The 26597-nt window shown below is 62.8% G+C and carries 19 protein-coding genes and 1 pseudogene; 11 read left to right on the forward strand and 9 right to left on the reverse strand.

Annotation, left to right across the window (positions count from 1 at the left end; translation table 11 throughout):
* Positions 1–2: 2 nt before the first annotated feature.
* The 5 genes from ACT6VE_RS28720 to ACT6VE_RS28740 all read right to left on the reverse strand — a co-directional run bounded on the left by ACT6VE_RS28720 (position 3) and on the right by ACT6VE_RS28740 (position 4797).
* Positions 3–1031, reverse strand: a complete 1029-nt coding sequence (locus tag ACT6VE_RS28720; RefSeq protein WP_444801704.1) for an ABC transporter ATP-binding protein — start codon at positions 1029–1031, stop codon at positions 3–5.
* Positions 1024–1800 carry an ABC transporter permease gene (locus tag ACT6VE_RS28725; protein ID WP_444801705.1) on the reverse strand — a complete coding sequence of 259 codons (777 nt, stop codon included), beginning with the start codon at positions 1798–1800 and terminating at the stop codon, positions 1024–1026. Before ACT6VE_RS28725 ends, ACT6VE_RS28720 begins: the two co-directional genes overlap by 8 nt.
* Entirely contained in the window at positions 1797–2624 is an 828-nt protein-coding gene (locus ACT6VE_RS28730) for an ABC transporter permease (RefSeq protein WP_444801706.1), read from the reverse strand. The genes ACT6VE_RS28725 and ACT6VE_RS28730 overlap by 4 nt, the downstream gene beginning before the upstream one ends.
* Positions 2625–2720: 96 nt before the next feature.
* The gene (locus ACT6VE_RS28735; protein ID WP_444801707.1) at positions 2721–3743 is read right to left on the reverse strand and encodes a polyamine ABC transporter substrate-binding protein; all 1023 of its coding nucleotides are present in this window, start codon (positions 3741–3743) and stop codon (positions 2721–2723) included.
* Positions 3736–4797 (reverse strand): LacI family DNA-binding transcriptional regulator, encoded by a 1062-nt coding sequence (locus ACT6VE_RS28740; protein ID WP_444801708.1) that lies wholly within the window; start codon positions 4795–4797, stop codon positions 3736–3738. Before ACT6VE_RS28740 ends, ACT6VE_RS28735 begins: the two co-directional genes overlap by 8 nt.
* Before the next feature lie 200 nt (positions 4798–4997).
* Between ACT6VE_RS28740 and ACT6VE_RS28745 the strand changes: the two genes are divergently transcribed.
* The 7 genes from ACT6VE_RS28745 to ACT6VE_RS28775 all read left to right on the forward strand — a co-directional run bounded on the left by ACT6VE_RS28745 (position 4998) and on the right by ACT6VE_RS28775 (position 15139).
* Positions 4998–5600: an ANTAR domain-containing response regulator gene (locus ACT6VE_RS28745; RefSeq protein ID WP_069062230.1), complete on the forward strand. Its 603-nt coding sequence runs from the start codon at positions 4998–5000 to the stop codon at positions 5598–5600.
* Complete coding sequence (locus tag ACT6VE_RS28750; protein WP_444801709.1) at positions 5597–6811, forward strand: CmpA/NrtA family ABC transporter substrate-binding protein; 1215 nt, start codon at positions 5597–5599, stop codon at positions 6809–6811. The genes ACT6VE_RS28745 and ACT6VE_RS28750 overlap by 4 nt, the downstream gene beginning before the upstream one ends.
* Positions 6812–7147: 336 nt before the next feature.
* Positions 7148–8383 carry an MFS transporter gene (locus tag ACT6VE_RS28755; RefSeq protein ID WP_444801710.1) on the forward strand — a complete coding sequence of 412 codons (1236 nt, stop codon included), beginning with the start codon at positions 7148–7150 and terminating at the stop codon, positions 8381–8383.
* A gap of 14 nt (positions 8384–8397) precedes the next feature.
* On the forward strand, positions 8398–10848 hold the full coding sequence (gene nirB / locus ACT6VE_RS28760) for a nitrite reductase large subunit NirB (RefSeq protein WP_444801711.1): 2451 nt from the start codon (positions 8398–8400) through the stop codon (positions 10846–10848).
* A gap of 2 nt (positions 10849–10850) precedes the next feature.
* Positions 10851–11186: a nitrite reductase small subunit NirD gene (nirD, locus tag ACT6VE_RS28765; protein WP_444801712.1), complete on the forward strand. Its 336-nt coding sequence runs from the start codon at positions 10851–10853 to the stop codon at positions 11184–11186.
* A gap of 1 nt (position 11187) precedes the next feature.
* Positions 11188–13845, forward strand: a complete 2658-nt coding sequence (locus ACT6VE_RS28770) for a nitrate reductase (protein ID WP_444801713.1) — start codon at positions 11188–11190, stop codon at positions 13843–13845.
* Positions 13817–15139 (forward strand): SAM-dependent methyltransferase, encoded by a 1323-nt coding sequence (locus tag ACT6VE_RS28775; protein WP_444801714.1) that lies wholly within the window; start codon positions 13817–13819, stop codon positions 15137–15139. The genes ACT6VE_RS28770 and ACT6VE_RS28775 overlap by 29 nt, the downstream gene beginning before the upstream one ends.
* A 108-nt stretch (positions 15140–15247) precedes the next feature.
* Here the strand turns inward: ACT6VE_RS28775 and ACT6VE_RS28780 are convergent.
* A pseudogene (locus ACT6VE_RS28780) lies at positions 15248–16927 on the reverse strand (amidase); the annotation flags it as partial.
* 237 nt (positions 16928–17164) lie between these two features.
* Between ACT6VE_RS28780 and ACT6VE_RS28785 the strand changes: the two are divergent.
* The 3 genes from ACT6VE_RS28785 (at position 17165) to ACT6VE_RS28795 (ending at position 21564) form a co-directional block, all read left to right on the forward strand.
* Positions 17165–18034 carry a bile acid:sodium symporter family protein gene (locus ACT6VE_RS28785; RefSeq protein ID WP_444801715.1) on the forward strand — a complete coding sequence of 290 codons (870 nt, stop codon included), beginning with the start codon at positions 17165–17167 and terminating at the stop codon, positions 18032–18034.
* 333 nt (positions 18035–18367) lie between these two features.
* Complete coding sequence (prfH, locus tag ACT6VE_RS28790) at positions 18368–20284, forward strand: peptide chain release factor H (protein WP_444801716.1); 1917 nt, start codon at positions 18368–18370, stop codon at positions 20282–20284.
* Positions 20285–20556: 272 nt separating this feature from the next.
* Positions 20557–21564 (forward strand): magnesium and cobalt transport protein CorA, encoded by a 1008-nt coding sequence (locus tag ACT6VE_RS28795; protein ID WP_444801717.1) that lies wholly within the window; start codon positions 20557–20559, stop codon positions 21562–21564.
* Positions 21565–21568: 4 nt separating this feature from the next.
* Here the strand turns inward: ACT6VE_RS28795 and ACT6VE_RS28800 are convergent, their stop codons facing one another.
* The 3 genes from ACT6VE_RS28800 to ACT6VE_RS28810 form a co-directional block, all read right to left on the reverse strand.
* Positions 21569–22321 (reverse strand): esterase family protein, encoded by a 753-nt coding sequence (locus ACT6VE_RS28800; protein ID WP_444801718.1) that lies wholly within the window; start codon positions 22319–22321, stop codon positions 21569–21571.
* 3 nt (positions 22322–22324) lie between these two features.
* Positions 22325–23494, reverse strand: coding sequence for an ATP-grasp domain-containing protein (locus ACT6VE_RS28805; RefSeq protein ID WP_444801719.1), 1170 nt, complete (start codon positions 23492–23494; stop codon positions 22325–22327).
* Between the two features lie 141 nt (positions 23495–23635).
* A complete protein-coding gene (locus ACT6VE_RS28810; RefSeq protein WP_444801720.1) occupies positions 23636–24883 on the reverse strand; it encodes a M24 family metallopeptidase in 1248 nt (415 codons plus the stop codon).
* A gap of 197 nt (positions 24884–25080) precedes the next feature.
* Between ACT6VE_RS28810 and ACT6VE_RS28815 the strand changes: the two genes are divergently transcribed.
* The gene (locus ACT6VE_RS28815; protein ID WP_444801721.1) at positions 25081–26595 is read left to right on the forward strand and encodes an ABC transporter substrate-binding protein; all 1515 of its coding nucleotides are present in this window, start codon (positions 25081–25083) and stop codon (positions 26593–26595) included.
* Positions 26596–26597: the final 2 nt, after the last annotated feature.

The raw sequence follows: 26597 nt of genomic DNA on the forward strand, positions 1-26597 counted from the left end.
GCTCACGCGAAACGCTGGAGGGTGGCGGCTGCCGTGAGCGGCAGGTCGAAGGCCAGTTCTGCGCCAAGTGCGTGGACCGGCAGTGCCGCGCTCACTTCCGCGGTAATCGGGCCGAGGGGCGTATCGAGCAGGTATTCGCGCAGGTTCCCGGTAAAGGAGACGCTTTTCACCGTGCCCTTGAAAGGCCCGGCTTCGAGCGTCACGCCGGAAGGACGCCAGGCGAAGCCGGCAGCATTGCCCGGCAGCGCTTCGGCAAGCGCGATCGCACCGCCCGGTGTCGCCAGCTTGCCGCCGCGAAGCGCGAAAACATTCTCGAAGCCAACGAAATCCGCAACGAACGCGGAGGCGGGGTTGTTGTAGATCTCTTCCGGCGTGCCGACCTGCTCGATTAGGCCTTCACGCATCACGACGATGCGGTCGGCGAGCGACAGGGCTTCTGCCTGGTCGTGGGTGACGAAGATCATGGTGACGCCGGTTTCCTTCTGCACGCGCTGCAGTTCGGCGCGCATTTCGACACGCAGGCGCGCATCGAGATTGGAGAGCGGTTCGTCGAGCAGCAGCACCTTCGGCTCCATCACCATGGACCGGGCAAGCGCCACGCGTTGCTGCTGGCCACCGGAGAGTTCGGTCGGTTTGCGGCCGGAAAGCGCGGAAAGGCCGACCGACTTGATGCCGGCAGTGACGCGCGCGTCGATATCGGCCGCGGCCATGCGCTTCAATCTGAGACCGAAGGCGACGTTTTCGAAGACCGTCAGGTGGGGGAAGAGTGCGTAGGACTGGAAGACCAGGCCGACATTGCGCTTGTTGGCGGAAACGCGGGTAATGTCGGTGCCGTCGAGCGTGATGCGGCCGGAGGTGGGCGCAAGCAGGCCGGCAATCGAGCGCATGGTCGTCGTTTTGCCGCAGCCGGACGGGCCGAGGAAGGCGACGAGTTCACCCTTGCGGATCGAAAGGTTGAATTTGTCCACGGCAATCGAATTGCCATAGGAAAGCGTCAGGTTTTCGAGGGAGAGAAAGGCGCGATCAGACATAGCGGGAGAATCCAAGGAAGCGTTCTGCGAGGAAGACGATACCGATCGACATCAAGGCGAGCAGGGCCGACAGCGCAGCAACGGAGGGATCGTAGGTGGTTTCCATATAGGAGAGCATGTCGATGGGCAGCGTGCGCACGCCGGGGCCGGAGAGGAACAGCGAGACCGGCACCTGGTTGAAGCTCGTCACGAAGCCGAGAATGAAGGCGGCGAGGATACCGCTCTGGATGTTCGGCAGCACCACCTTGAAGAAGGCGCCAAGGCGCGTCGCGCCAAGCAGCACCGCCGCCTCTTCCATGTCGGAGCGCAGGTTGTTGAAGCTGGAGGAGACGACGCGCACCGTATAGGGCAGCACGAGTGCGGTATGGGCGAGGAACAGCGCGACGCCAATCGAGAAGCTGAACGGCACGACGAGATAGCGCAACAGGGCGAGGCCGACGATGATGCCCGGCACGATGATCGGCAGCGTGACGATCGTGTTGACGACCTCGCCGAAGGGCAACTTGTAGCGCGACAGCGCATAGGCGGCCGGCACGCCGAGCAGCAGCGCGACGAAGGTGCCGCCGACGGCGAGGATCATCGACATGATGAAACTGTCGCGGAAACTTTCGACGGTGAAGACCTTGGCGACCCATTTCAGGGACAGGCCCTGCGGCGGGAAGACAAGCGTGTCGCCGGCCGAAAGGGAGGCTGCCACGATGATGATGAAGGGGCCGATCAAAAAGATGAGCAGCGCGGTGAGAATGAGTGTGGAAAGCGTGCGGTTCATCGCTTGTTCCTCGCTGTCGCGAGCCGCTTCAAGAGCAGGTTCGCGGCAAAACACATGGCAATGAGAATGAAGGCGATCACGCTTGCCGAGACGAAATCGTTGGCGACGGTGACGCGCTGGAAGAGCAAGGTCTCCAGCATCAGCACCTTCGAGCCGCCGAGGATGGCGGGCGTGATATAGGCGGTCAGCGAGCCGGTGAAGACCAGCGTGCCGCCGACGACGAGGCCCTCGCGCGTCAGGGGCAGGATGACCTTCCAGAACACCTGGAACCAGTTGGCGCCAAGCACCCTTGCGGCGAGGATCGCGTCCTTCGGCATGTTTTCCAGCGCGCTGATCAAGGAGAGGATCATCAGCGGCAGGAAGAGCTGCAGCAGGCCGATGAAGACTGCCGTCTCGGTGAAGAGCAGGCGGATCGGCTCGTCACTGAGGCCAACGGTCTGGAGCGCCTGGTTGACGATGCCGGTACGGCCGAGGATGACGATCCAGGCATAGGTGCGCGCCACCGGCGAGATCATCAGCGGCAGCGAGATGAGGCCGATCATGCGGCCCTTGCCCGACGCGCTGAGATTGACGATGGCAAAGGCTGCGGCATAGCCGATCACCGCCGAGGCGACTGTCACGGCGAGACCCAGCTTGAAGGTGCGCACCAGCACCAGCCGGTTGAGCGGCTCCGAGAAGAAATCGATATAGGCCGAGAAGGTCCAGCCGGTCGGGCTGCGAAAACCCTCGGCCAGCACGATGACGACCGGTACCAGGAAGACGATGGCCGCGAAGACGGCGGCCGGCAAAGCCAGCGCCAAGGCTTCAGCGCGATTTTGAAACATGCTGTGCTCCTGCCGAAAGAGGGCAGCGTTTGCCGGTGGCGAGGGCGCGTTCAGGCGTCCTCCGCCGCAGGCGTGTGGATCGAGGAGACGGGCTTTTTACTGCGCGATCGTGGTGTTCCATTCGGCAAGCCACTTCTCGCGGTAGTCGAGCGTGGTGGCGGCCGGCAGGAAGGTCAGCTTGTTGGCAACATCGGCACCATAGGTGAGCTTTCCAGCGATTTCCGGCGCGAGCACGACTTCCTTGTTCGCCGGGCTGTCGATCAGCATTTCGGCGATCTTGGTCTGGATCGGCACGGAAAGCCAGAAGTCCATGAACTTCAGCGCGAGGTCCTGGTTCTTCGAACCCTTGACCAGCACCATGGCGTTCATGTCGCCGGCGTCGCCTTCCTTCGTTGTCGCCCAGCCGACCGGCAGGTCGAGCTTGGAAATGCCGGCCCAGGAGAAATGGCCCATGGGGGCGGCCCAGATTTCTTCCTGCTGCATCAACTGCACGAGCTGCGAGCTTTTCACGTAGAAGGTGACGAATTCGTCGCGCTTCTCGCCGACGGCGGCCATGGCCTCCTTGAGGTCCGGCGAATCCTTGCCGAGCGCCTTGCCGATCATCGAAAGCACCGGGCCACCCTGGTTGGTGGTGATGTTCGGCAGGGCAACATGGCCGACATACTCGTCCTTCAGGAGATCGGCCCAGGATTCGACCTTCATCTTGTCGGTGCGATAGGCGATGCCGGTCTTGTAGAAGGTATAGCCGACGCTCATGCCGTCGCCGTTCGGGTCCTTGGCGAAGTCGTAGAGCTTGTCGTAGTTGGAAAGCTTGGCGGTATCGAGCTTCTCGGTCAGGCCCTTGCGGGATGCGGCCAGCGCGTCGGCGAGCGAGAAGACGGCCATGTCGATGACCGGCGCTTCCTTGTTGGCATCGAGCTTGGCGAGACGCTCGATGCTGTTGCCGGTTTCGACGACCAGCTTGCAGCCGCATTCCGCCTCGAAGGGCTTGTAAAGCGCTTCGGAGAATTCGTCCTGGGCGAAGCCGTAGACGGAAATGGTCAGCGTCTGTTCCTGAGCGGCCGCGAGCGTGCTGCCCGCAAGCCAGAACACGCTGGCGGCAAGAAGTTTCTTATGCATCTTTTGACTCCTCCTGGAAAAGACCGGCCGATGGCTGCCCTACGGGCGCGGGACCACTGGAACGGCGAATGATCAGCTCCATCGGCACGGCGGCCTTGCGAGCGGTAACGGGCGGGCTCGGTGTATCGTCCGAGGCATCGCGGGCCTGGATTGCCTCGACCAGCGCGTCGAGCGCGAGGGTGGCGATTTCCGGCATGTTCATTTTTACGGTGGTGAGCGGTGGCGAGATGAAGGACGACCATTGCAGGTTGTCGAAGCCCGTGATCGTTGCTTCCGCCGGAATGGCGATGCCGGCCGACTGAAGTTCCGTGAGTGCCCGCAGGGCATGGGGGTCGGACACGCAGGCAAAGGCGGAAAACCCGCGTGCGCGCCACGCGGCAAGACCGAGCGCGCAGCTCTTGCCACCCTTTGCCTCGATCTCGACGATCCAGATCGTCTCGACTTCCCGGGCTTCTGCGAGTTGCGACCGCATGCCGTTGATGCGGGCATTCTGGACGTTCGAGCTGGGGTCGTCGCCGATCAGCAGGATCTTTTCGTGGCCGAGCGCCCGCAAGTGGCGTGCTACCTGCGCGCCGCCCTCGAAATGATCCGCCGAGACCGTGTTCCTCGGTGTCGTCGGCGTGTCGATGATGGCAATGGGGCAGGCGGTTTCCGGCACTGTGGTGCCGCGCCGGGGAACGATGACGATGCCGTCGACGCCGCGCTCGATGAGCTGGAAGATCGCCTTGTCCTGCGCGGCGATCTCGTCGCGCGAGTTGGCGATCAGCACGCCGTATCCGGCATTCGTCGCGACGCGTTCGATCTCCTGCGCGATTTCGGGATAGAGCGGATTGCCGATATCGGGAAGCACCAGTCCCAGAACCCCGCTGCGCCCGGTGCGCAACGCCCGGCCGGCCTGGCTCGGCACGTAGCCCATCCGGTCTGCCGCATCGCGGATACGCTTGGCGAGCTCCGGCGATAGGCGCCCCTTGCCGGACAGCGCATTCGACACCGTCGCGATCGACACCCCGAGGTGACGCGCCAGTTCCGAAAGGTTGGGGCGAGGCGGTTTCAAGAGAAGCTCACGAGCCTGATTAAACGTTTAAGCAAAGCTACCAGAAAAAACGCCTCTGTCAATTGTTTATTGTTCTCTCATAAAAGCCGCCTCGAAAGGCCGGGGCTATGTTCTTTGGCCCCGCTTGATTTCGACCCGGTCATGCCGCATGTCAAAATGCAGACGCGCCGCTCCAGGCGGCAAGAGAGTACGGTTGCGGGATGAAGCCGAACGAGTTGAACGTACTGGTCATCGACGAAAACCGGATCCGCGCCGCCATCATCGAAGAGGGGCTGCGTGACGCTGGCTATGGCCAGGTCACGGTCATAGACCAGATGCACGGGCTGGCACGGCGCATCACCGAGCTCAATCCCGACGTGATCGTCATCGACCTCGAAAATCCGAACCGCGATGAACTCGAGAGCATCTTCCAGCTTTCGCGGGTCATCCAGCGCCCGATTGCCATGTTTGTCGACAAGTCGGACGAGGCGTCCATCGAGGCTGCGGTGGAGGCCGGCGTATCCGCCTATATCGTCGATGGGCTCAAGCAGGAGCGCGTGCGGCCGATCCTGAAGATGGCGATCAGCCGATTCAACGCCTTTTCCCGGCTTAACCGCGAGCTGGAAGAGACACGTAGCGAACTGGAGAACCGCAAGGTGATCGATCGCGCCAAGGGTCTGCTGATGCGCTCGCGCGGCCTTTCGGAGGAGGAAGCCTACGCGCTTTTGCGCCGCACGGCGATGAACCAGAACCGCAAGATCGTCGAGATCGCCCAAAGCCTCGTCACGGCGGCAAGCCTGCTCGATCCGGGAGCGAAGGAATGACGATGTCCCACGCCATCACCGCCGGTTTCGTGCCGCTGCTCGACAGTGCCCTGCTCGTCGTCGCCAAGGAGAAGGGCTTTGCCGCGGCGCAGTCGATCCATCTGACCCTCGTGCGCGAACGGTCCTGGGCCAGCATACGCGACCGGCTGGCCGTTCGTCATTTCGACGTCGCGCATATTCTCGGACCGATGCCGATCGCCTGCAATCTCGGTCTTTCCGCGCCGGCGCCCAAGATGATCGTGCCGATGGCGCTGGGCCTCGGCGGCAATGCCGTTACCGTGTCCGCTGCGCTCTGGCAGGCGATGGCAGGTGAGGGGGCGACGGATGATCTTGATGCGCGCGAGAACGGCGTAGCTTTGCGCAGGGTCATCGCGCGGCGCGAGGGCGAGCCGTTGCGATTCGGTGTCGTCCATCCCTATTCGGGGCACAATTACGAACTGCGCTACTGGCTGGCGGCAAGCGGCGTCGATCCGGACCGGGACATCGAGATCGTCGTGTTGCCGCCACCCGACATGGGGGACGCGCTGGCGCAGGGGCTGATCGACGGTTATTGCGCCGGCGAACCATGGAATACGTTTGGCGTGCTGAAGCGCGGCGGGCATCTGGCCACCGTCAAGGCCGCCATCTGGCGGTCGAGCCCGGAAAAGGTGCTTGGCGTCAATGCCCGCTGGGCCGAAACCCATCCCGAAACCCTGGCGGCGCTGCTTGTTGCGCTTCATCAGGCGTCTGCCTGGTGCGGAAAGCTGGAAAACCGCGAAGAGCTGGCGCATCTCCTGGCGCAGCCCGGCTATGTCGGGCGCGATGCAGAGCTTCTGCTGCCAGCCCTGAGCGGTAACCTGCCGGTCGGCGGTGGTGTTGTGCAAAATATCGGCGACTTCTTCGTTCCGAATGCCAAGGCTGCGACCTTTCCTTGGAAGAGCCACGCGCTCTGGTTCTACACCCAGATGGTTCGCTGGCGGCAGATCGGCCACACGGCCGAACACCAGCAAGTCGCTGCCGAAACCTACCGGCCGGACATGTATCGCGCGGCGTTGAAGACGCTTGGGCTTGCCATGCCGTCAGCCAGTTCCAAGGTCGAGGGCGCGCTGGCTGTCGAGACGCCCGTCGGCTCGTCCGGCGCGTTGACGCTGGGGCCGGACGGCTTCTTCGACGGGGGACGGTTCGATCCGGACGACGTAGATGCCTATATCCAGGCACAAAGGATCGGCTGAGCGGCCTGAAATGCGAAGCGCCTAATTTATGCGCACTGCACAAAAAATGGCATCGCACTGCACCTGTTCTATCCTGCCGTTGATCCGCGATTGGGAGCGGGGGCTCATCCATCGCATGAAATCAATGGCTTGCTGAAACTGGCACGCCGATTGCTTTTCTTGGCATAGGCCCTCGGGTCACGATATCGGCGTCCAACGAAGGGCGCCTCCAGCAAAGCCGCTGATCAGGAATCCTGCGACCACGGACCGTCCGTTTCGCACGCATCCTCATCAGCGGCTTTTTGTTTTTCACCCCCAAGTTGGAGCGGCACGACCTTGTCGGGCCACGGAGAAGCCATGTCTGAGACCAAGCAGCCTCCTCTATCCTCGAGCGAACCCGCCATCGCCCTGTGGATGTCCACCTTCGCCTTCACCATCTGTTTTGCCGTCTGGACGATCTTTGCGATCATCGGCATCCGCATCAAGGAAGATCTGGGGCTCAGCGAAGCCCAGTTCGGCCTGCTCATCGGAACACCCATCCTCACAGGCTCGCTGGTGCGCATCGTGCTCGGCGTCTGGACGACCCGCTATGGCGGCCGCCTCGTCTACACGCTGACCATGCTGGCGGCAGCACTCTCCACCCTCTTGCTCTCCCATGCCACGACCTATCCGCAGATGCTGCTTGCCGGCCTCGGAATCGGGCTGGCCGGCGGGTCCTTCGCCGTCGGCATCGCCTATGTCTCGCCCTTCTTCCCGCCGGAAAAGCAGGGCACGGTGCTTGGCATCTTCGGCGCCGGCAATGTCGGCGCAGCGCTGACCAAGTTCGTTGCACCCTTCGTGCTGGTTGCCGCCGGCTGGCAGATGGTTGCGCAGCTCTGGGCGGCTGCGCTGATCATGGCTGCCTTCGTTTTCTGGTTCACGACGACCGATGACCCGGCCTTCCGCAGCCGCCGCGAAGGCAAGCTCCCTCAGCGCAGCCTCCGCGAGGAGTTCGCACCGCTGAAGGACACCCGGGTCTGGCGCTTCTCGCTCTACTATTTCTTTGCCTTCGGCGGCTTCGTCGCCCTGTCGCTCTGGCTGCCGCGTTATCTCGTCGGCGTCTACGGCTTCGACATCGCCACCGCCGGCATGATCGCTGCGGCCTACTCGATCCCCGGCAGCATCTTTCGCGCCTTCGGCGGCATGCTGTCGGATCGCAAGGGTGCACGCAGCGTCATGTACTGGATGTTCGGGGTTTCGGCGGTCGCTACGCTGATCCTGTCGCTGCCGGCGGGTGTGTCTCCCGCAGTCTTCATCGTCGTCGTCTTCGTGCTGGGTTTCGTCATGAGCCTCGGCAAGGCGGCCGTCTACAAGCACATCCCGGTCTACTACCCGGATGGTGTCGGTGCGGTCGGCGGCGTCGTCGGCATGGTCGGCGGGCTTGGCGGTTTCGTGCTGCCCATCGCCTTCGGCCTTCTGAAGGATGCGACCGGCCTGTGGTCGAGCTGTTTCATCCTGCTCTTCGCCGTCGTCGCCGTCTCGCTGATCTGGATGCATCTGTCGATCCGCCAGATGGAACGCCGCGTCCCCTCCGTCTCTGCCGTCGCCGCGTAATCGAAGGAAACACCATGACCGAGAAACTCGTCATTATCGGCAATGGCATGGCGCCGGGGCGCATGCTGGAGCATCTGCTCGAGAAGGCGCCTGACCACTATCAGGTGACCATCTTCAACGCCGAGCCGCGCGTCAACTACGACCGCATCATGCTCTCGCCGGTGCTTTCCGGCGAGAAGGATTACGAGCAGATCATCATCCACGGTGACGGCTGGTACATCAAACACGGCATCACGCTCTACAAGGGCCACCGGATCGTCGCCATCGACCGCGATGCGAAGACCGTGACGTCCGATCACGGCGTGACGGAGAGCTACGACAAGCTGGTGATCGCCACCGGATCCGTGCCGTTCATCATACCGGTGCCCGGCAACACGCTGCCCGGCGTCATCACCTACCGCGACCTTGACGACGTGCAGGCCATGCTGCTTGCCGCCCAGTCACGCGAAAAGGCCGTGGTCATCGGCGGCGGCCTGCTCGGTCTCGAAGCCGCGGCCGGCCTTGCCGGCCGCGGCATGGACGTGACCGTCCTCCATGTCATGCCGACGCTGATGGACCGCCAGCTCGACCCCGCCGCCGGCTATCTCCTACAAAAAGAGCTGGAAGGGCGCGGCATCAAGATCATCTGCAAGGCCAACACCAAGGCAATCGTCGGCAATGGCAGGGTCGAGGGCATCGAGCTTGACGACGGCCGCATCATCCCCGCGACGCTCGTCGTCATGGCCGTCGGCATCCGCCCGAGCGTCGGGCTCGCCAAGGAAGCAGGCCTCGCCGTCAACCGGGGCATCGTCGTCGACAACGGCATGCAGACCTCCGACGGCAGCATTCTGGCGCTCGGCGAATGTGCCGAAGTGGCAGGCCAGGTCTACGGCCTTGTCGCGCCGCTCTATGAAATGGCCCGCGTCGCCGCGTCCCATCTCGCCGGCGAGCGCAGTGCGGCCTTCGTCCACTCCGATACGCCGACGAAACTCAAGGTCACCGGCATCGAGCTGTTCTCGCTTGGGGATTTCGCCGACGGTGACGACCGCGAGGAGATCGTGCTGCGCGATGCCTCGGCCGGCGTCTACAAGCGGCTGGTGCTGAAGGAAAACCGCATCATCGGCACGGTGCTTTACGGGGAAACCTCGGATGGCGCCTGGTTCAACGATCTCAAGAAGAAGGCCGTCGACATTGCCGAGATGCGCGAGACGCTGATCTTCGGCCAGGCCTACCAGGGGGGCGCCCCGCTGGACCCTATGGCGGCCGTTGCAGCCTTGCCGGATGATGCGGAAATCTGCGGCTGCAACGGCGTCTGCAAGGGCAGGATCGTCTCGACCATAACGGACAAGGGCCTGACGTCGCTCGACGACGTGCGCGCCCACACCAAGGCGTCCGCCTCCTGCGGCTCCTGCACCGGCCTCGTCGAGCAGCTGATGACGCTAACGCTTGGGGAAAGCTACAACCCTGCGGCCGTCCAGCCGATGTGCGGCTGCGCCGATCTGGGCCATGACGACGTGCGCCGCCTGATCAAGGCGAAGGGGCTGAAGACCATTCCCGCCGTCATGCAGGAACTGGAATGGAAAACGTCCTGCGGCTGCGCCAAATGCCGGCCGGCCCTCAACTACTACCTCGTCTGCGACTGGCCGGACGAATATGCCGACGACTACCAGTCGCGCTTCATCAACGAGCGCGTGCACGCCAACATCCAGAAGGACGGCACCTATTCCGTCGTGCCGCGCATGTGGGGCGGGGTCACCAATGCGGGCGAACTGCGCGCTATCGCCGACGTGGTCGACAGGTTCGAGATCCCGCTGGTCAAGGTGACGGGCGGCCAGCGCATCGATCTGCTCGGCATCGAGAAGGAAGACCTGCCCGCCGTCTGGGCTGATCTCGGAAAGGCCGGTTTCGTTTCGGGTCAGGCCTATGCCAAGGGCCTGCGCACGGTGAAGACCTGTGTCGGCTCCGACTGGTGCCGCTTCGGCACGCAGGATTCCACCGGCCTCGGCATCAAGATCGAGAAGTTCATGTGGGGTTCGTGGACACCGGCCAAGCTGAAGCTGGCTGTCTCCGGCTGTCCGCGCAACTGCGCCGAGGCGACCTGCAAGGATATCGGCGTCATCTGCGTCGACAGCGGTTTCGAGATCCATTTTGCGGGTGCTGCCGGCCTCGACATCAAGGGCACGGAGGTGCTCGGCCTCGTGAGAACGGAGGAAGAGGCGATGGAGCACATCGTGGCGCTGACGCAGATGTATCGCGAGCAGGCGCGTTATCTCGAGCGCATCTACAAATGGGCAAAACGCATCGGCCTCGAGGAAATCCGCCGCCAGATCATCGGCGATGCGGACAAGCGCAAGGCCTATTACGAGCGTTTCGTCTTTTCCCAAAAGTTCGCCCAGGTCGACCCTTGGTCGGAGCGTGTCTCCGGCAAGGACAAACACGAGTTCAAGCCGATGGCGACGATCGGCTACAATCAGGCTGCGGAGTAAACATGGACAGGACCTGGATCGCCATCGGCACCATCGCCGACATTCCGCCGCGCGGCGCGCGCTGCGTGAAGACACCGCAAGGCAAGGTTGCCGTCTTCCGCACCGCGGAAAACGAGGTGTTCGCCATCGAGGATCATTGCCCGCACAAAGGCGGGCCGCTCTCGCAAGGGATCGTCCATGCCAAGGCGGTCACCTGCCCGCTGCACAACTGGGTGATTTCGCTCGAAACCGGCAAGGCCCTCGGGGCGGACGAGGGGGCGGTGAAGACCATTCCGCTGCGCAATGACGATGGCGCGCTGTTCATCGCGCTCGAAAGCCTGATGATGGCGGCCGAATAGGATGGAAAATCCGGTCAAGACAACCTGCCCCTATTGCGGCGTCGGCTGCGGGGTCATCGCGACGATCGACGAAGCCGGCACCGTCTCCGTCGAAGGCGATCCGGACCATCCCTCGAATTATGGCCGGCTCTGCTCGAAGGGCACGGCGCTGGCCGAGACGATCGACCTCGAAGGCCGCCTGCTGCACCCGCAGATCGACGGCCGGCGCGCCGGGTGGAACGAGGCACTCGACCTTGTCGCCGAAAAATTCTCGCAAGCCATTGTCGAGCACGGGCCGGATTCCGTCGCCTTCTACGTCTCCGGCCAGTTGCTTACCGAAGACTATTACGTCGCCAACAAGCTGATGAAGGGGTTTATCGGTTCGGCGAATATCGACACCAATTCGCGGCTCTGCATGTCCTCCTCCGTCGCCGGCCACCGCCGGGCCTTCGGATCGGACACGGTGCCGGGAACCTACGAGGATCTGGAGCTTGCCGATCTGGTCATCCTGACCGGCTCGAACCTCGCCTGGTGCCATCCCGTGCTTTACCAGCGGTTGGCGGCAGCCAAGGCCAGGCGACCTGCGATGAAGGTGGTCGTGATCGATCCGCGCCGCACCATGACAGCCGATCTCGCCGACCTGCATCTGGCTCTTCGCCCGGATACGGATGTGGCGCTCTTCGTCGGCTTTTTTGCGCATCTGGTGGCAAACAATGCGATCGATCAGAACTATGTTGCCGCGCATACGACGGGTTTTGCCGAAACCTTCGCCGCAGCTTCGAACGTATCTTTTGCCGACGTGCTGGAGCAGACCGGTCTCCCGGCCATGCAACTCCGCGAGTTCTATCGCCTTTTCACGACGACGGAAAAGGTCGTGACCTGCTACAGCCAGGGCGTCAACCAGTCGTCCTCGGGCACCGACAAGGTCAACGCCATTCTCAACTGTCACCTCGCCACCGGCCGCATCGGCCGGCCGGGCATGGGGCCGTTTTCGTTGACCGGCCAGCCGAACGCCATGGGCGGGCGCGAGGTCGGCGGGCTGGCCAATATGCTTGCCGCCCATATGGCGATCGAAAATGCAGAGGATCGCGACCGCGTCCAGCGCTTCTGGCAATCGCCGACGATCGCCGACAAGCCGGGGCTGAAGGCGGTGGATTTGTTTCAGGCCGTGGCGGAGGGGCGCATCAAGGCGCTCTGGATCATGGCGACAAACCCTGTCGTCTCGATGCCGGATGCCGATGCCGTCGAAGCGGCGCTCAAGGCCTGTCCCTTCGTCGTCGTCTCCGACATCCTGGAAGAAACGGATACGACCCGTCACGCCGATGTGCTGCTGCCCTCGCTCGGCTGGGGCGAAAAGGACGGCACGGTCACCAATTCGGAACGGCGCATCTCCCGCCAGCGCAATTTCCTCGATGTGCCGGGTGAGGCGAGGGCGGACTGGTGGCAGCTTTGCGAGGTTGGCCGGCGCCTCGGTTTCAAGGGCGCCTTTGACTACGGCTCGCCCACACGGATTTTCCGGGAGCACGCGGCACTTTCGGCTTTCGAGAATGACGGCCAACGCGACTTCGATATCGGCGCCTGCAGCGAGTTGGAGGGCCAGGCCTACGATGCGCTTCCCCCTTTCCAATGGCCGCAACCCGCCGGCAGCGAGCCCGCAGAGCACCGCTTTTTCGCCGATGGTGGCTTCTATCATGCGGACGGCAAGGCCCGGTTCATTGCCATCGAGCCGGTTGCCTGCGATCGCACCGATACGGCCTACCCCTTCACGCTGAACACCGGTCGCATCCGCGACCAGTGGCATACGATGACCCGCACGGGAAAAAGCGCGCGTCTCTCCACCCATATCGCCGAACCCTTTGCCGAACTGCATCCACGCGATGCAGTGGAGATTGGTGTTGGCAATGCCGGTCTCGTCGAAATCGAGAGCCCCCGGGGCAAGGTGGTCGTGCGCGCGCTCATCACGGAGCGCCAGGCACGCGGCAGCATCTTCGTGCCGATGCACTGGAACGATCAGTTTTCGGCGCAGGCCCGCATCGACGTGGTGGTGGTGCCCATCGTGGATAGCATCTCCGGCCAGCCGGCGTCGAAAAACGTGGCCGTAGCGGCTCGCCGGTTCAAGGCGGCGCAGTATGGCTTCGCCGTCTCGCAGGGCAAGCCGAGGGGGCTTGATGCCAGCTATTGGGCATTGGCGAAGGCGGAGGGCGGCTGGCGGGTGGAGCTTGCCTTTGATCAACCGGTCGAGGATTGGAGCGCCTGGTGCCGCCGCACCTTCGTGGTGCCGGGTGGCGTTGAGCCGCTCGGTTACGCCGATCGGCAGACCGGCGATCTTCGGCTTGCCTTTTTCGATGGGCCGCACCTGCGCGCTGCCTTGTTTCTCGCTAGCGAACCGGTCGCCGTCGCCCGGAACTGGGCGATTGCGCAACTGACGGCCGAACACACCAACCTGCGCAAGCGCTTTGCCCTGGTCGCCGGCCGGCCAGGCGCCGACAAGCCGGATCCTGGCGCGACCGTCTGCGCCTGCTTTGGCATCGGGGTCAACCAGATCGTCGCCGCCGTGCGCGGCGGCAGCCACAGTGTCGAAGCCATCGGCAAGCAGCTCAATGCCGGAACCAATTGCGGCTCCTGCCGCGCCGAGATCAAGGGGATCATCGATGGATGTCTTGCCGCAGCCGCGGAATGATGGCCCGCCGCGCATGGAGCCGCTCGCCAAGCTCCCGGTGTTCTGGGCGCTGGAAGGAAAGCGCGTCGTCGTCGCCGGTGGCTCGGATGCCGCCGCCTGGAAGGCGGAGCTGCTCGCCGCCTGCGGCGCGCATGTCGATGTCTATGCGGAAGCGTTCGACGAGACGTTCGAAATGTTGCTCTCTCGCGCACCAGATCACCCGGCCGCAAAATTTACACCGCATCGGCGGCGTTGGGCGCCGGATGATCTTGGCGGTGCCTCCCTCGCTATTGCAGACTGCGAGGATGAAGCGGATGCGCGGACGTTCTCCGCTGCCGCCCGCGCGGCTGGCGTGCCGGCCAACGTGATCGACAAGCCGGAATTCTGTCAGTTCCAGTTCGGCTCCATCGTCAACCGCTCGCCGGTCGTCATCGCGATCTCGACGGATGGCGCGGCCCCGATCCTGGCACAGACCATCCGCCGCAAGATCGAGGCGCTGTTGCCGCGCAGCCTGAAAAGCTGGGCGACACTGGCGCAATCGCTACGCGACGCGGTCAATCGGCGTCTTGCACCCGGTCAACAGCGCCGCACCTTCTGGGAGCGCTTTTCCGATCTCGCTTTCGCAACGACGGATACGCCGGAGGAGGGCGTAGGCGGGGTGCTTCTTGCTGATGCCGAAAGGCTCGCGGAAGCCCCCGCCATCGGCTCCGTCGCGCTGGTCGGCGCCGGCCCGGGCGATGCCGAGCTTCTGACCCTCAAGGCCGTGCGCGCCTTGCAGGCCGCCGATATCATCCTCTTCGATGATCTGGTGTCGACGGAGGTTCTGGAACTCGCCCGCCGCGAGGCAAAGCGCATGCGGATGGGCAGGCAAGACGGACGGGCACGCTACCGGCCGGCGGATGTTGGCGACATGTTGGCCAAGCTCGCCAAGGCGGGAAAGCGCGTCGTCTGTTTGACGCCTGGCGATCCGATGATGTTCAGCGGTGCCGGCGAGATGATGGCACGCCTTTGCCGTGAAGACATCCCTGTCCATGTCGTTCCCGGCATCCATGCTGCCACACTCCGACCAGCCTTGGTCGGCCTGCCGCATCGCCCTCGATCAGGCGGTGCCGCCGGTTATGGTGTAAGCGGCGGTGCCGTCGCTCGCACAGGCGATCACGATATGCCCATAGGGTTCGCGCCACTCGCTGTGGATGTGGCTGTTCTGCTCCAGCTCGAGGCTCGCGCTCACCTCAACACCGTCTTGCCGGAACGCGACCGGCTGGCCGTTCACCGTCAGCCAGAGCAGCGGGGTCTGGCTTTGCGCCCGTATTGACAGCCGTTGGTGTCCGGGGCCATCGGGCACGACCGAGGCGTCGAGGCTGAGGCCCGGCGTTTCCGACAGGTCCGTTGATGTAGAGGCGGGCAGTTCCGAAAGCTCGGGCGTTCGTGGCGGCGTTTCGCGATAGGTGCCGGTCTGCTCGAAGGCGCAGGCATAGCTCAGCAATGCCGTGTCGTTCCAGGCCCGGCAGGCAAAGGTCAGTCCAGCCGGCATTGCGATATCGGCCAGCATTCCCATCGGAACGGTCACCGTTGGAATACCCAGATGGCGGATCGCCAGATTGCCGTTGGCGACCCAGGTGCCGTTTCGCCAGGCGAGATCCGCCGAAGCAGGGTTTACATCGGCATCCGCCGGACCGATGTCGGCAACGGCCGGGAAGATCACCGCATCAAGCCCCAGCCTGTCCATCCAGGCTTCGAAATCGATGCGCCGGGTTTCCTCAAGTCCCCTGAAGCCCTCGGCCAGGTCGGGAATCTCGGTAAACGAGGCGACGGGATGGTTGCGCAGATGGGCGGCGTAGCCGGAAATGCTGTCGTCGAAACCGTGGTACTGGTCGGGCAGGCTGCCTTTCGGCGCAGGGAAGATGCGGGCGCTATCGACATCGGTCAGGCGCGACAGGTTGGGGTCGGCATTGGCCGCGAGGAAATCGTCCCAGGCCCAGGCCGAAAGGTCGACGATCTCACGGTGTAGATAGTCGGGGCTGACGAGGCCGCGCGTCGAAATGGTCGGCGCACCTGGCCGGTCTCCCTCGTAGTTGCTGATGACCGGGAAATCGGTGACCACCACCTCGGCACCGGCCGCCTCGAGCGCTGCCCTTGCGGCCACACAGAGTGCCAGCATCGAGGCGCGCGTTTCGATCCGCCGGCCAGTCGCGCCACCGATACCCACCGTCTCGTCGGTTCCCGCTTCCGGGTCGGCGTTGATATACATTGCCGGCAGGCCGAAGCGCTTGCCTGCAAGGCTCGCCGTCCGGGCAAGCCCGGCATAGGACCGCGGTCGGATTTCGGAGGCTTTCGGGATCGATACCCAGGTCTGGCGGCGCCAGAGATCACCGCGGCTGTCGGGATCGTCGGCGACGATGATATCGAGCAGTTCTAGCATGTCCGCCATCGAACGGCTGTGCGGCACCACGACGTCCATGGTCGGCACGAGCGGCCAGTTGCCGCGCACGGAGATCACGCCGCGGCTTGGCGTATAGGCGCAGAGCCCGTTGTTGGCGGCGGGTGCGCGCCCGCTGGACCAGGTTTCCTCGCCAAGCCCGAAGGCTGCGAAGCTTGCCGCCGTCGCCGTTCCCGATCCGTTGGACGAGCCCGAACCGAAGGCGGCGGTCAGCCAATCGGCATTGTAGGGGGATTCCGCGCGCCCGTAGACCCCGCGCTGCATGCCGCCATTGGCCATCGGCGGCATGTTCGTCAGTCCGATCAACACCGCACCCGCGGCCCGCAGCCGGGAAATCGCGAAGGCATCCTCTGTCGCGATCAGGTCGGCAAAGGCCGGTGAACCGGAGGCGACGCTCAGCCCTTTCACCTTGTAGCTGTCTTTGGCGGTATAGGGGATGCCGTCGAGCGGACCGCGGCTTTCATTGCGCGCGCGCCGCAGGTCCGACGCCTGTGCCTCGGCGAACATATCGGGGTTGAGCACGGGCACGGCGTTGAGGGTGATACCGTGGCGGTCGTAGTGTGCAATGCGATTCAGATAGGCTGCGACCAGAGCGACGCTGGTCGTCTCGCCCGACTCGAGTGCTGCGCGCAACGTATCAATCGAAGCTTCGACAACCTTCATCAGTGCCCTCCCGCACGGGTTTGCGTCACCGCCACGAGCACGACTATGGCCTTCGGCAATGCGGCTCGATGGTTGTAGGTCCAGGTTTTTTCACGGGCAATGTCTCATCTGGGATAGGGACGGATAACCATCTCCGCCGGATTGCGGCTGACAGCACGATTGCATCTGGCGGGATGGCGGGACAATGCTACGATCCCGAACGGCCGATCAACGGCCGCCAAGAGAAAAGGAAGAAGGATGGAGCAGTCCGCCCTGATCGAAATCGGTTTGCCGGCCGCTGTCTTCATCATCATGGCCGGTATAGGCCTGACGCTCGCCCCTTCCGATTTCCAACGTGTTGTCATGCGGCCGAAAGCCCTGATCTGGGGCATCGTGGCAGCGCTTCTGCTTCTTCCCCTGGCGAGCATATCGATTGCGATGGTTATGGGCCTGCCGTCCGAGATTGCGATCGGCCTGGTCATCGTTGCCGCCTGCCCGATCGGCACGACATCCAGCCTGTTTTCCTATCTGGGGCGGGGTGACCTAGCGCTGTCGATCGCTTTGAGCGCTCTCGGCTGCCTCGTTGCAATTGCAACGCTGCCGCTGTTTGCGAATTTCGCGATCGAGCGCTTCAGCGATGGCGATGTTCGTGTCTACCTGCCCGTGCTGCGCACGATCGGCATGATGCTGGTCATCATCCTGCTTCCTGTCATTCTCGGCATGTGGGTCCGGCACAAGGTGCCGGCCCTTGCTACCCGCGCTGAAAAGATGGTTGGCGCCTTTGGCCTTGTGGTGCTGGTGGTCTTGATCGTCGGCATCGGCATCTCGGTCTACGGCCGATGGGCAGAAATCCTTGTCAGCGCTGGACCGGCCGTCGTCGTCCTGGTCTTTTGCGGTGTGGCAATCGGTTTTCTCGGCTCGCGCCTGCTTCGCCTGTCCCCCGCCGAGGCGATGGCGGTCACCACGTCGATCAGCATTCGAAACGCGGCTGTCGGCATGTTGCTTGCGATCACCATGATGAATTCGCCGGAAATCGCCGTGCCGCCGGCGCTGTTCGGGCTGCTGATGTATGCCGTCGGCTTCGGCCTTGTTGTCTATGGTCGCAAAACGATAGAGCCAGCATCTTGAGGCTTTGACGCGGCGGCTTTCAGATCGAAGCTGGCGCGGTAGCCCAACTTCGGCGACGGTCAAAGAGCATGACTTGTTCCTCACCATGGCCTGGCCGAAGTGGTCGTGAAGCCGTCCCCTTCGGAAGCATCATCGCCGGCGCGAGGACGGCTTGAAACTGCGCAGAATTCGCGTATAAGCGCCGCCAACGTGTTTCTGGAAAGGGAGCGGATCGATGCAAAACATCTCCTCACGCCCCATCGGGGTTTCGGTCTAACTCAGCCTGGCTGAGGATGACCGTTCGGCCTGCCGTTTTCGACGGCGGACAGCGAATACCTATCCAGAGTTATCATCATGGGCAATTCTTCCGGGGACATCACTGTCCCCAACCAGCCGGCATGCGTGCCGGCCGCTATCCATCACTATTTTTCGGACAAAAGCTGTATTGAGGGTGCTGCCCTTGATCAGCTCGAGAAAATGTCGCGCCTGCGCGGCGTCAGAAGCATCGCGGCCTTTCCGGATCTGCATCCGGGCAAGTATGGTGCGGCAGGCGTCGCACTTCTGTCAGACCGGCTGCATCCGCTGCTTGTCGGCAACGACGTTGGGTGTGGCATGTCTCTGTTCGAGCTCGATCTTCCCCTGCGGAAGCTGAAGCTGGACAAAGCCGCAAACCGTCTCCGGCGCTTCGACGCGCTGGCGATCGACGATCCGTCTGCGCGTCTCGATGGCGCCGGCCTTTCGGGCGACCTCTTTGCGGATGCGCTGGGAACGATCGGCGGCGGCAATCACTTCTGCGAACTGCAGGCGGTTGAAAATGTCTCCTCATCGGCATCCGGTATCGACCGCCAGAGCCTGTACCTGCTGGTGCATTCCGGTTCCCGGGGCTTCGGAGCGGCTGTCTTTTCCGACATCCTGTCGCGAGAACCGGACCTGATGTCGGGGCTCGATGCCGCGTCTCCGGCCGGTCTCCATTGGCTCGGCCTGCATGATCAATGTGTTGTCTGGGCATCGCTCAATCGCAGCCTGATCGCGCAAAAGGCGGCATCGGCGCTGGGTGCCGATTGCCGTCTGGTGGCCGACGTGCCGCATAACCTCGTTCGCCGGACGGCGGATGGTTATGTCCACCACAAGGGCTCGGCGGCCGTGGGTCCTGGCGCGATGGCCCCGGTCGCGGGGTCGCGTGCGACGCTCAGCTATGTCGTGCAGGCGACGGAAAAGGTTGTCGGCGCGCTTGGCGGCATATCGCACGGCGCGGGGCGCAAATACGACCGTGCCACGATGCACGGTCGCGTCGGCCGGACCCGCTCCGAGCGCGACGACCTGCTGCGCAATGCGTGGGGCGGCATTGCCATATGCGATGACCGCGATCTCGTCATCGAAGAGGCGCCTGCGCCTACAAGGATGCGGGACAGGTGGTTGCCGATCTCGAAGCGGCAGGGCTGGTCGAAAGCCTCGCTGCCATGCGGCCGCTTGTCACCTACAAGAAGGCGATCGACGAGGAGGACCGTGCCCGCCGCGCGGACAAGCAGGGTCACCGCCAGATGGGGAGGCACAAGCATGACCGCTATTGACCTGTTGATCACCTCCGGCAATGGCCCGGTCGAATGCCGGATCGCCGTCAAGGCACTTATCGATATCCTGGAAGCGGAAGCGAAGGCCCGTGCTTGTCTCTTAGAGGCAAACATCGGGGACATGCCGGATCGTCACGGCCCGAAATCCGCCCTCGTCAGCCTGGAGGGCGACGCGGCGTCGTCCATGGCTGCGGATTACTGCGGGACCGTGAAGTTTCTGTTCAAGAGCCCGGTGCGTCCCGGCCACAAGCGGCAGAACTGGTTTGTCTCCGTGCAGCGCATCGAAGTCGAAGGTGGGGAGGACATGGGGATCGATCCGCGTGACATCCGCTTCGAAACCCTGCGGGCTGGCGGGCCGGGCGGCCAGCACCAGAACACCACCGACAGCGCCGTTCGAGCCATTCACATTCCAACCCGACTGCGCGTCACCGCCCGCAACGAGCGCTCCCAGCATCGCAACAAGGCGCTGGTGATCCGGCAGCTCGTATCCATGCTTCAGCATCTGGAAGATAGGAAGACGGATACGGCAAAATCGGAACGCTTCATCGCCAACCGCTCGATCGAACGGGGCAACGAAGTGAAGGGTTCAAACTCTAGAGCACTTCCAGCCGAAGTGGCATCGCTTCGGCGTCGGATAATGCGGGAAAAACAAGAATCTAAAACAATTCCGGTGAACCAGATTTCACCGGAATTGTTTTAGCGTGATTGCATTGGCGCACTGGCCGGTCGCGGTGCGCCAATGCGGCATATGGGCGACTAGACGACGACGCCAGTGCGTGAGCCTAGGTCGGCTCATGCGTGGACGCGACGACACGCCAGGGCGGTTGTTCTCTTCAAGTCCGCGGTTTGGGCCTCGCTCCGACATGGGGAACCGACCGGAAATCTCCGCGGTGCACTTTTGCTGGAGGTGCCCTAGATTGACCGGCCTGTGAATTCGTCACACAGTGAAGGCATCGCAGTCGGGAGGTGGTGATGGACCATGTCCGCAAGTTCGCACCCGTCGCCGCAGAGGACGGGATCGTTGCCTCGAGTGTCTACGCGGCCGGCCGGAGGATCGCCGATATTCCCATCGAGGAAGCCGGCGAATGGGCGGGCAAGGACGGTCATGTCGTCTGGATCGGGCTTCTGGAGCCCAGCCGCGAGATTCTCCTCCGTGTCCAGGCACAGTTCAACCTGCATGACCTGGCGATCGAGGATGCCGAGCACCCGCATCAACGCCCCAAACTGGAGCAGTATGGTGATGCGCTGTTTATCGTCGCGCGCACCGCGCAGCTCATAGGGCGCCGCGTCACCTTCGGCGAAACCCATCTCTTTGTCGGCAAGGGCTATATTGTCAGCGTGCGGCACGGGCCGTCGACCTCCTATGCCACGGTTCGCGAGCATTGGGAGAGCTGCCCCCACTCGCTGGCCAAGGGCGAGGATTTCGTCCTCTACGCCATTCTGGATTTCATCATCGACAATTACATGCCCGTGCTGGAGCAACTCGAAACCGAGGTCGAGGAGATCGAGGACAAGGTGCTGGTCAAGCCGATGACGGGCAGCGAGATCGAACGGCTCTACATGATGCGCCGCGATCTCCTGCGGCTGCGCAACGCGGCACTTCCACTGGTCGAGGTCTGCCGGCGGCTGACAAGCTCCGACCTGCCGCAAATCCAGGCGGCGATGCATCCGCTGTTTCGTGACGTGTCCGATCACATCCGCACGGTACAGGAAAAGATCGACAGCCTGCGCGAAGTGCTGGCCTTCGCTTTCGAGGCGAGCCTTCTGGTCGGCCAGAGCCAGGAGACGGCCATTTCCAAGAAACTGGCCTCATGGGCAGCGATCCTCGCCGTGCCGACCGCGCTTGCCGGCATCTACGGCATGAATTTCAACGACATGCCGGAGTTGCGGATGCAATACGGCTATCCGATGGTGCTCAGCGCAATCATTGCGACCTGTTCGTTCCTGTACTGGCGGTTCCGCAAGAACGGCTGGTTGTGAAAGGCTACAGCGGCCTGAACCGGTCGTCCTCAAGCCACTTGTCAAAGAAATAGACGATCTGCTTGTGCCACCAGGGCCAGTCGTGGTTTGCATCCGTGCCCCAGAAGTCGACCCAGGCTGGAATGCCCTTGTCGCGTAGCACGGCTTCCAGACGGTGCGTATCCTCGATCATCGGCTCTTCCCAGGCCCCCTGACCACAACAGAAGAACAGGCGGCGTGAGCCTATGCGATCCAGCAGATCCCGCTCGTTCAATCCCGCCAGATAATTGACCGGCGAGTTGAAGTAGATCTGGCCGTCCAGCGTATCGCCGAAAAAATGGCGGGTGGAATAGACACCGCTCAGCGCGATCATGCCGGCAACCCGTTCAGGAAAGCGGAACAGAAAATTGCTGGCGTGAAAGGCGCCCATGGAACAGCCCGACAGGATCGGTGCGCGTCCGCCGATGGCGAGAACCTCCGGCAGCAGTTCCTCGTTTACATAGCGGAAGTAGGATTCGTGGCGGGCGATCCGGGCCGGCAGGTCGTGGCCGTTGGAAAAGAAGCTCTCGCCGTCGATGCCATCGACGGTCCATACCCGTAGCTCTCCGGCTTCGATGCGATCACTGAGCGCGCCAATGCCGCCGGAATCTTCATATTGATAGAAGCGCCCGTTGGACGTGGGGAAGACCAGAACAGGACGGCCGCCGTGGCCGTAGGTCTTGAACTCCATCTCCCGCCCGAGATGATGGCTGAAGCGCTTGTGGTATTCGATCTGCAACGGCTAACGCTCCACGTCTTGGATGAAGCGCACGATGGCTTTCACCTCTTCGAAATCCTCTGAACGGAACTGATAGGCGGCGTTGCCCATCGCCCGGCTGAACACGTCCTCGATCGGCGCGAAATGCACGATCCTGTCGCCATGGGCCGCGAGAATGGCCCGATGATCGTTGACATACCGAATATGGTTCTTCCGGCTGGCATAGCCGGTGTAGTAGCGCCCCGTAAAAGGCCCGCCAACCTTGTTGTTGACGATCATCCCAGCCCATTCGCGATAGACGTCCATGTCGTAGGAATAGTTGATGGCATCGGTCATCCATGCGCCCGGCGGGCGCATGTTGATTTCGAGCGCCACGATGCGCTTGTCGCCTCGGGTCTCGAAGAACTCGATGTGGAAGAATTTTTCGCGGATGCCGAAAGCCTTTACGGCGGCGCGCCCGGCCTTTTCCACCGCGGGGTCGATGAGGGGCAGGCAATAGTAGTTGAGATGGGAATTGGTGTTCACCACCTCCATGATGCTCTGCTCGAAACGATGGCTGGCGGCAAAGACGATGTGGCCATCGCGATCGACCAGCCCGTCATAGGTCAGCACGATGCCGTCGATGAACTCTTCGGCGACATAGCTGACACCCGGCAGCTTTGCCGTCTCGAAGACGTCGAGACCCGCGTTGTCGTTTACCTTCACCGTGTTGCTGGCGCCCGAGCCCTGATCCGGCTTGATCACGATTGGATAACCGACCTCGGCAATGAAAGCCTCCACGCCCGTCCGGTCGACATATTTGTGCTGCCGGATCGTCTGGACGCCCGCCTTCTTGAAGAAGGCGCTCATCTTCGATTTGTGCTTCAGGTTCTCGACGAAATCGCTGCGAATACCGGGAATGTTAAAATCGGTGCGGATCGCGGCGTCCTGTTCCAGCCAATGCTCGTTGAGCGATTCGAAGCGATCGATGCGGCCCCAGCGATGGATAAAATGGCCCATGGCGCGCAGGACCTGATCGGCATCCTCCATATCGGCGATGCGGTAATACTCGCTCAGGGCATTTTTCAGCCTAGGAGCGAGATGGTCGTAGGCGGTATCGCCAACACCCAGAACCGTGGCACCGGCCTTGTGGAGACGGTCGCAGAACTCGGTGCCGTTGGCAGGAAAGTGCGGAGAGAAAAACACGAACTTCACGAGGACCATACTCCCGAGAGACACGAGGAATACTCCGTCCTCGCACATTAGCCGACGTCGAAATGTTAAAGAAGCCGAGCGCAAACGCAAGCGCACCGTGGCTCCACTGGCATCGATCATCCATGCGGTTGGCGCTCGCAGCTAGAAGCGGCCCGGCGCAGGCTCGCCGAGGGACAGGAGTTCGCGCGACAATCTGTTCATGGTCTGCGCGCCGTCCGCCGTGATGAGGAACTGTTCCTCGATCATCAGGGCGCCGATGCCATCGGCATAGAAGGGAGCCTCCAGCGCCAGCACCATGCCGGGTTCGATGACGATGTCATTGCCATGCGACAGGAAGGGCCATTCCTCGATGCCCGCAGCCGCGCCGACGGAGTGGCCGAAATGGCCGCGGTAATATTCGTGGAAGCCATGCCGGCGCATGGTGCCAAGCATCGTTTCGTGCACCTGGCCGAACGTGTTGCCGGGTCTGAGCACCTCGACGCCGGCCAAAAACGCCTCTAGCAGCGCCTTGTAAATCTCCCCGGCGAGCGGCGAGGCCTTGCCCCAGACGAAAGTCCGTGCGCCATCGGACGAATACCCATCGACCAGCGTGCCGACATCGGCCTTGATGAGGTCACCCTCGCCAAGGATCGCGCCGCCGTTTTGCAGGTCCGGACCGATGGAAATGTAGGCCCAGTGGCCGGACAGCGCATGCCCGCCACGCGCGGCGGCCTCGGTCGCGCCAACGAGCCACGCGGCGGAAAGTGCCGCGATGCTGACGCCGGAATGTGCGGTTTGCATCAGCGTCTCAAGCCCGGCTTCGGCGCAATGGCTCGCCTGACGCAGCCGCTCGATTTCCCGTTCATTCTTGATCAGGCGCAGGCGCCGGACGATGTCGCTCGCATCCCGCCAGTTCACGCCCGGCGTTTCCGTCTTCAATAGGGCGAAATCGGCGGTGGGCATGAAGTCGAGATCGATCCCCAGTGTGGCATTGGAGAGGCCGCGCTCGGAAAGGATATCGGCAAGCAGCCGGAAGCACGTCTGCTGATCGAATGTCTCCGGACGATGTCCCGTGTTGCCGCTGGCGCGGTAGGCCGCATCAATGTCCGCAATCGTGCGGGCGCCCTGTGCGGTCACGCCATCGATCCAAATGCGGTGGGTTCGAACGTCGAGCGGCTCGGGTAGATGCCGCGCGCCGGCAGCCGCGTGGTCGCTCATGATTGCCGCAAGCTGCGCTGTGGCGTCCGTCGGGACGACGGCGATGGCCGATCCTGCGCGGCCCCACATGGTGGCGACACCCGCTGCGAGGCCCGTCGCATAGCGAAACGCTTCCGGCCGGAAGAGAACCATGCCGTCCAGCCCGTCTGCCACAAGCAGCGTCTCAGCCCTCGCGCGGTTCATGTCGCCCATTGTGTCCTCACCTGCTCATCATGCGCCCGCGGCAACGGGCGCGAAAACTAACCATGGATTTGCCTATCGTTGAAAGACAATTCCCTTTAATTTCCGCAAATTGGAGTGGATACGGATACCTTCCGTGCGCAAGGATCCATACAATCCATGCCCACGACAGGCCGTTGCCAACGGCAGTATTGAAATAGGAGAATGAGATGAGCGGCTTCAGGACGACAGGGCGCAACAACCGTGCGGTAACGACGGTACTCGCTGTTGGGCTCGGTTTGGGTGTCTTCGGTCAGGCGCACGCCGCCGAGAGCGACCCGGACGCGACCGTCAACATCGGCTCGCTCTATGAGCCGCAGAATCTCGACAACACCGCTGGCGCGGGGCAGGGCATCAATGAAGCCTTCAACGGCAATGTCTATGAGGCACTGTTTCGCCTGACGGATGCCGGCACGGTGGAACCGGTGCTGGCGAAGGACACCAAGATCAGCGAAGATGGCCTGACCTATACGTTTACGCTGCAATCCGGTGTGACCTTCCATTCCGGCGCGCCGCTCACCTCGAAAGACGTGAAGTTCTCGATTGAGCGCGTGACGGCGGAAACCTCGAAAAGCTCGCGCAAGAACAGCCTCAAATCCATTGCCGGCATCGAAACGCCGGACGATGCGACAGTAGTCGTGAAGCTTGCTTCACGCTCGATCTCGCTACCCTATAATCTGAGCTACGTCTGGGTCGTCAACGACGAGGCGGTGGATCTGCAGGCAAAGGAAGACGGCACGGGCCCCTATGCGCTGCAGGACTGGCGCCGCGGTTCGTCGCTGGCGATTGCCCGCTTTGACACATACTGGGGCGAAAAGCCGAAGAACGGCGAGGTGGTCTTCCAGTATTTCACGGAAGCAACCGCGCTCAACAACGCGCTTCTGACCGGCTCGGTCGATATCATCACCTCCGTGCAGAGCCCGGATTCGCTGGCGCAGTTCAAGGACAATCCCGACTTCACCGTCAGCGAAGGCAAGTCGACGACCAAGCTACTGCTGGCCTATAACGATCGCGTCGCACCGTTCGACAATGTGAAGGTTCGCAAGGCCTTGGCGCGCGCTATCGACGACGAGAAGTTGCTGAAGGCCGTGTGGGGCGACTATGGCACGCTCATCGGCTCCTTCGTGCCGCCGACCGACCCGTGGTATGTCGATCTGACCAAGGTTGATGCTTACGACCCCGAAAGCGCGAAGGAACTGCTCAAGGAAGCGGGCTATCCGGATGGCTTCAGCTTCACCATCGATACGCCGAACTACGACCCGCATCCGATCGCAGCGCAGTTCATCCAGAGCGAACTGGCCAAGATCGGCGTGAAGGTCGAGATCAACGTGATCACGGCCAACGAGTGGTACACCAAGATCTACAAGGCGCATGACTTCCAGGCGACCTTGCAGGAGCACGTCAATCACCGCGACATCGTGTTCTACGGCAACCCTGATTTCTACTGGGGCTACAACAATCCCAAGGTCGTTGACCTCATCAAGCAGTCGGAAGAAAGCGCGACCGACGCGGCGCAGACCGAAAAGCTCAAGGAAGCCAACACGATCATCGCGGAAGATGCGGCCAGCAACTGGTTCTACCTCTACCCGCAGATCGTGGTGTCCAAGGCATCGGTCACCGGCTATCCGTTGAACGGCCTGAACTCGCAGTTCTTCGCCTACGGCATCACCAAGGCTTCCGACTAACG

Source organism: Shinella sp. (assembly GCF_052438155.1).
In the GTDB taxonomy this organism is placed as follows: domain Bacteria; phylum Pseudomonadota; class Alphaproteobacteria; order Rhizobiales; family Rhizobiaceae; genus Shinella.

Coding starts and splice junctions, on each gene's coding strand:
- ACT6VE_RS28720 (WP_444801704.1), bottom strand. CDS start 1,031: ATGTCTGATCGCGCCTTTCTCTCCCTCGAAAACCTGACGCTTTCCTAT.
- ACT6VE_RS28725 (WP_444801705.1), bottom strand. CDS start 1,800: ATGAACCGCACGCTTTCCACACTCATTCTCACCGCGCTGCTCATCTTT.
- ACT6VE_RS28730 (WP_444801706.1), bottom strand. CDS start 2,624: ATGTTTCAAAATCGCGCTGAAGCCTTGGCGCTGGCTTTGCCGGCCGCC.
- ACT6VE_RS28735 (WP_444801707.1), bottom strand. CDS start 3,743: ATGCATAAGAAACTTCTTGCCGCCAGCGTGTTCTGGCTTGCGGGCAGC.
- ACT6VE_RS28745 (WP_069062230.1), top strand. CDS start 4,998: ATGAAGCCGAACGAGTTGAACGTACTGGTCATCGACGAAAACCGGATC.
- ACT6VE_RS28750 (WP_444801709.1), top strand. CDS start 5,597: ATGACGATGTCCCACGCCATCACCGCCGGTTTCGTGCCGCTGCTCGAC.
- ACT6VE_RS28755 (WP_444801710.1), top strand. CDS start 7,148: ATGTCTGAGACCAAGCAGCCTCCTCTATCCTCGAGCGAACCCGCCATC.
- nirB (WP_444801711.1), top strand. CDS start 8,398: ATGACCGAGAAACTCGTCATTATCGGCAATGGCATGGCGCCGGGGCGC.
- nirD (WP_444801712.1), top strand. CDS start 10,851: ATGGACAGGACCTGGATCGCCATCGGCACCATCGCCGACATTCCGCCG.
- ACT6VE_RS28770 (WP_444801713.1), top strand. CDS start 11,188: ATGGAAAATCCGGTCAAGACAACCTGCCCCTATTGCGGCGTCGGCTGC.
- ACT6VE_RS28775 (WP_444801714.1), top strand. CDS start 13,817: ATGGATGTCTTGCCGCAGCCGCGGAATGATGGCCCGCCGCGCATGGAG.
- ACT6VE_RS28785 (WP_444801715.1), top strand. CDS start 17,165: ATGGAGCAGTCCGCCCTGATCGAAATCGGTTTGCCGGCCGCTGTCTTC.
- prfH (WP_444801716.1), top strand. CDS start 18,368: ATGGGCAATTCTTCCGGGGACATCACTGTCCCCAACCAGCCGGCATGC.
- ACT6VE_RS28795 (WP_444801717.1), top strand. CDS start 20,557: ATGGACCATGTCCGCAAGTTCGCACCCGTCGCCGCAGAGGACGGGATC.
- ACT6VE_RS28810 (WP_444801720.1), bottom strand. CDS start 24,883: ATGGGCGACATGAACCGCGCGAGGGCTGAGACGCTGCTTGTGGCAGAC.
- ACT6VE_RS28815 (WP_444801721.1), top strand. CDS start 25,081: ATGAGCGGCTTCAGGACGACAGGGCGCAACAACCGTGCGGTAACGACG.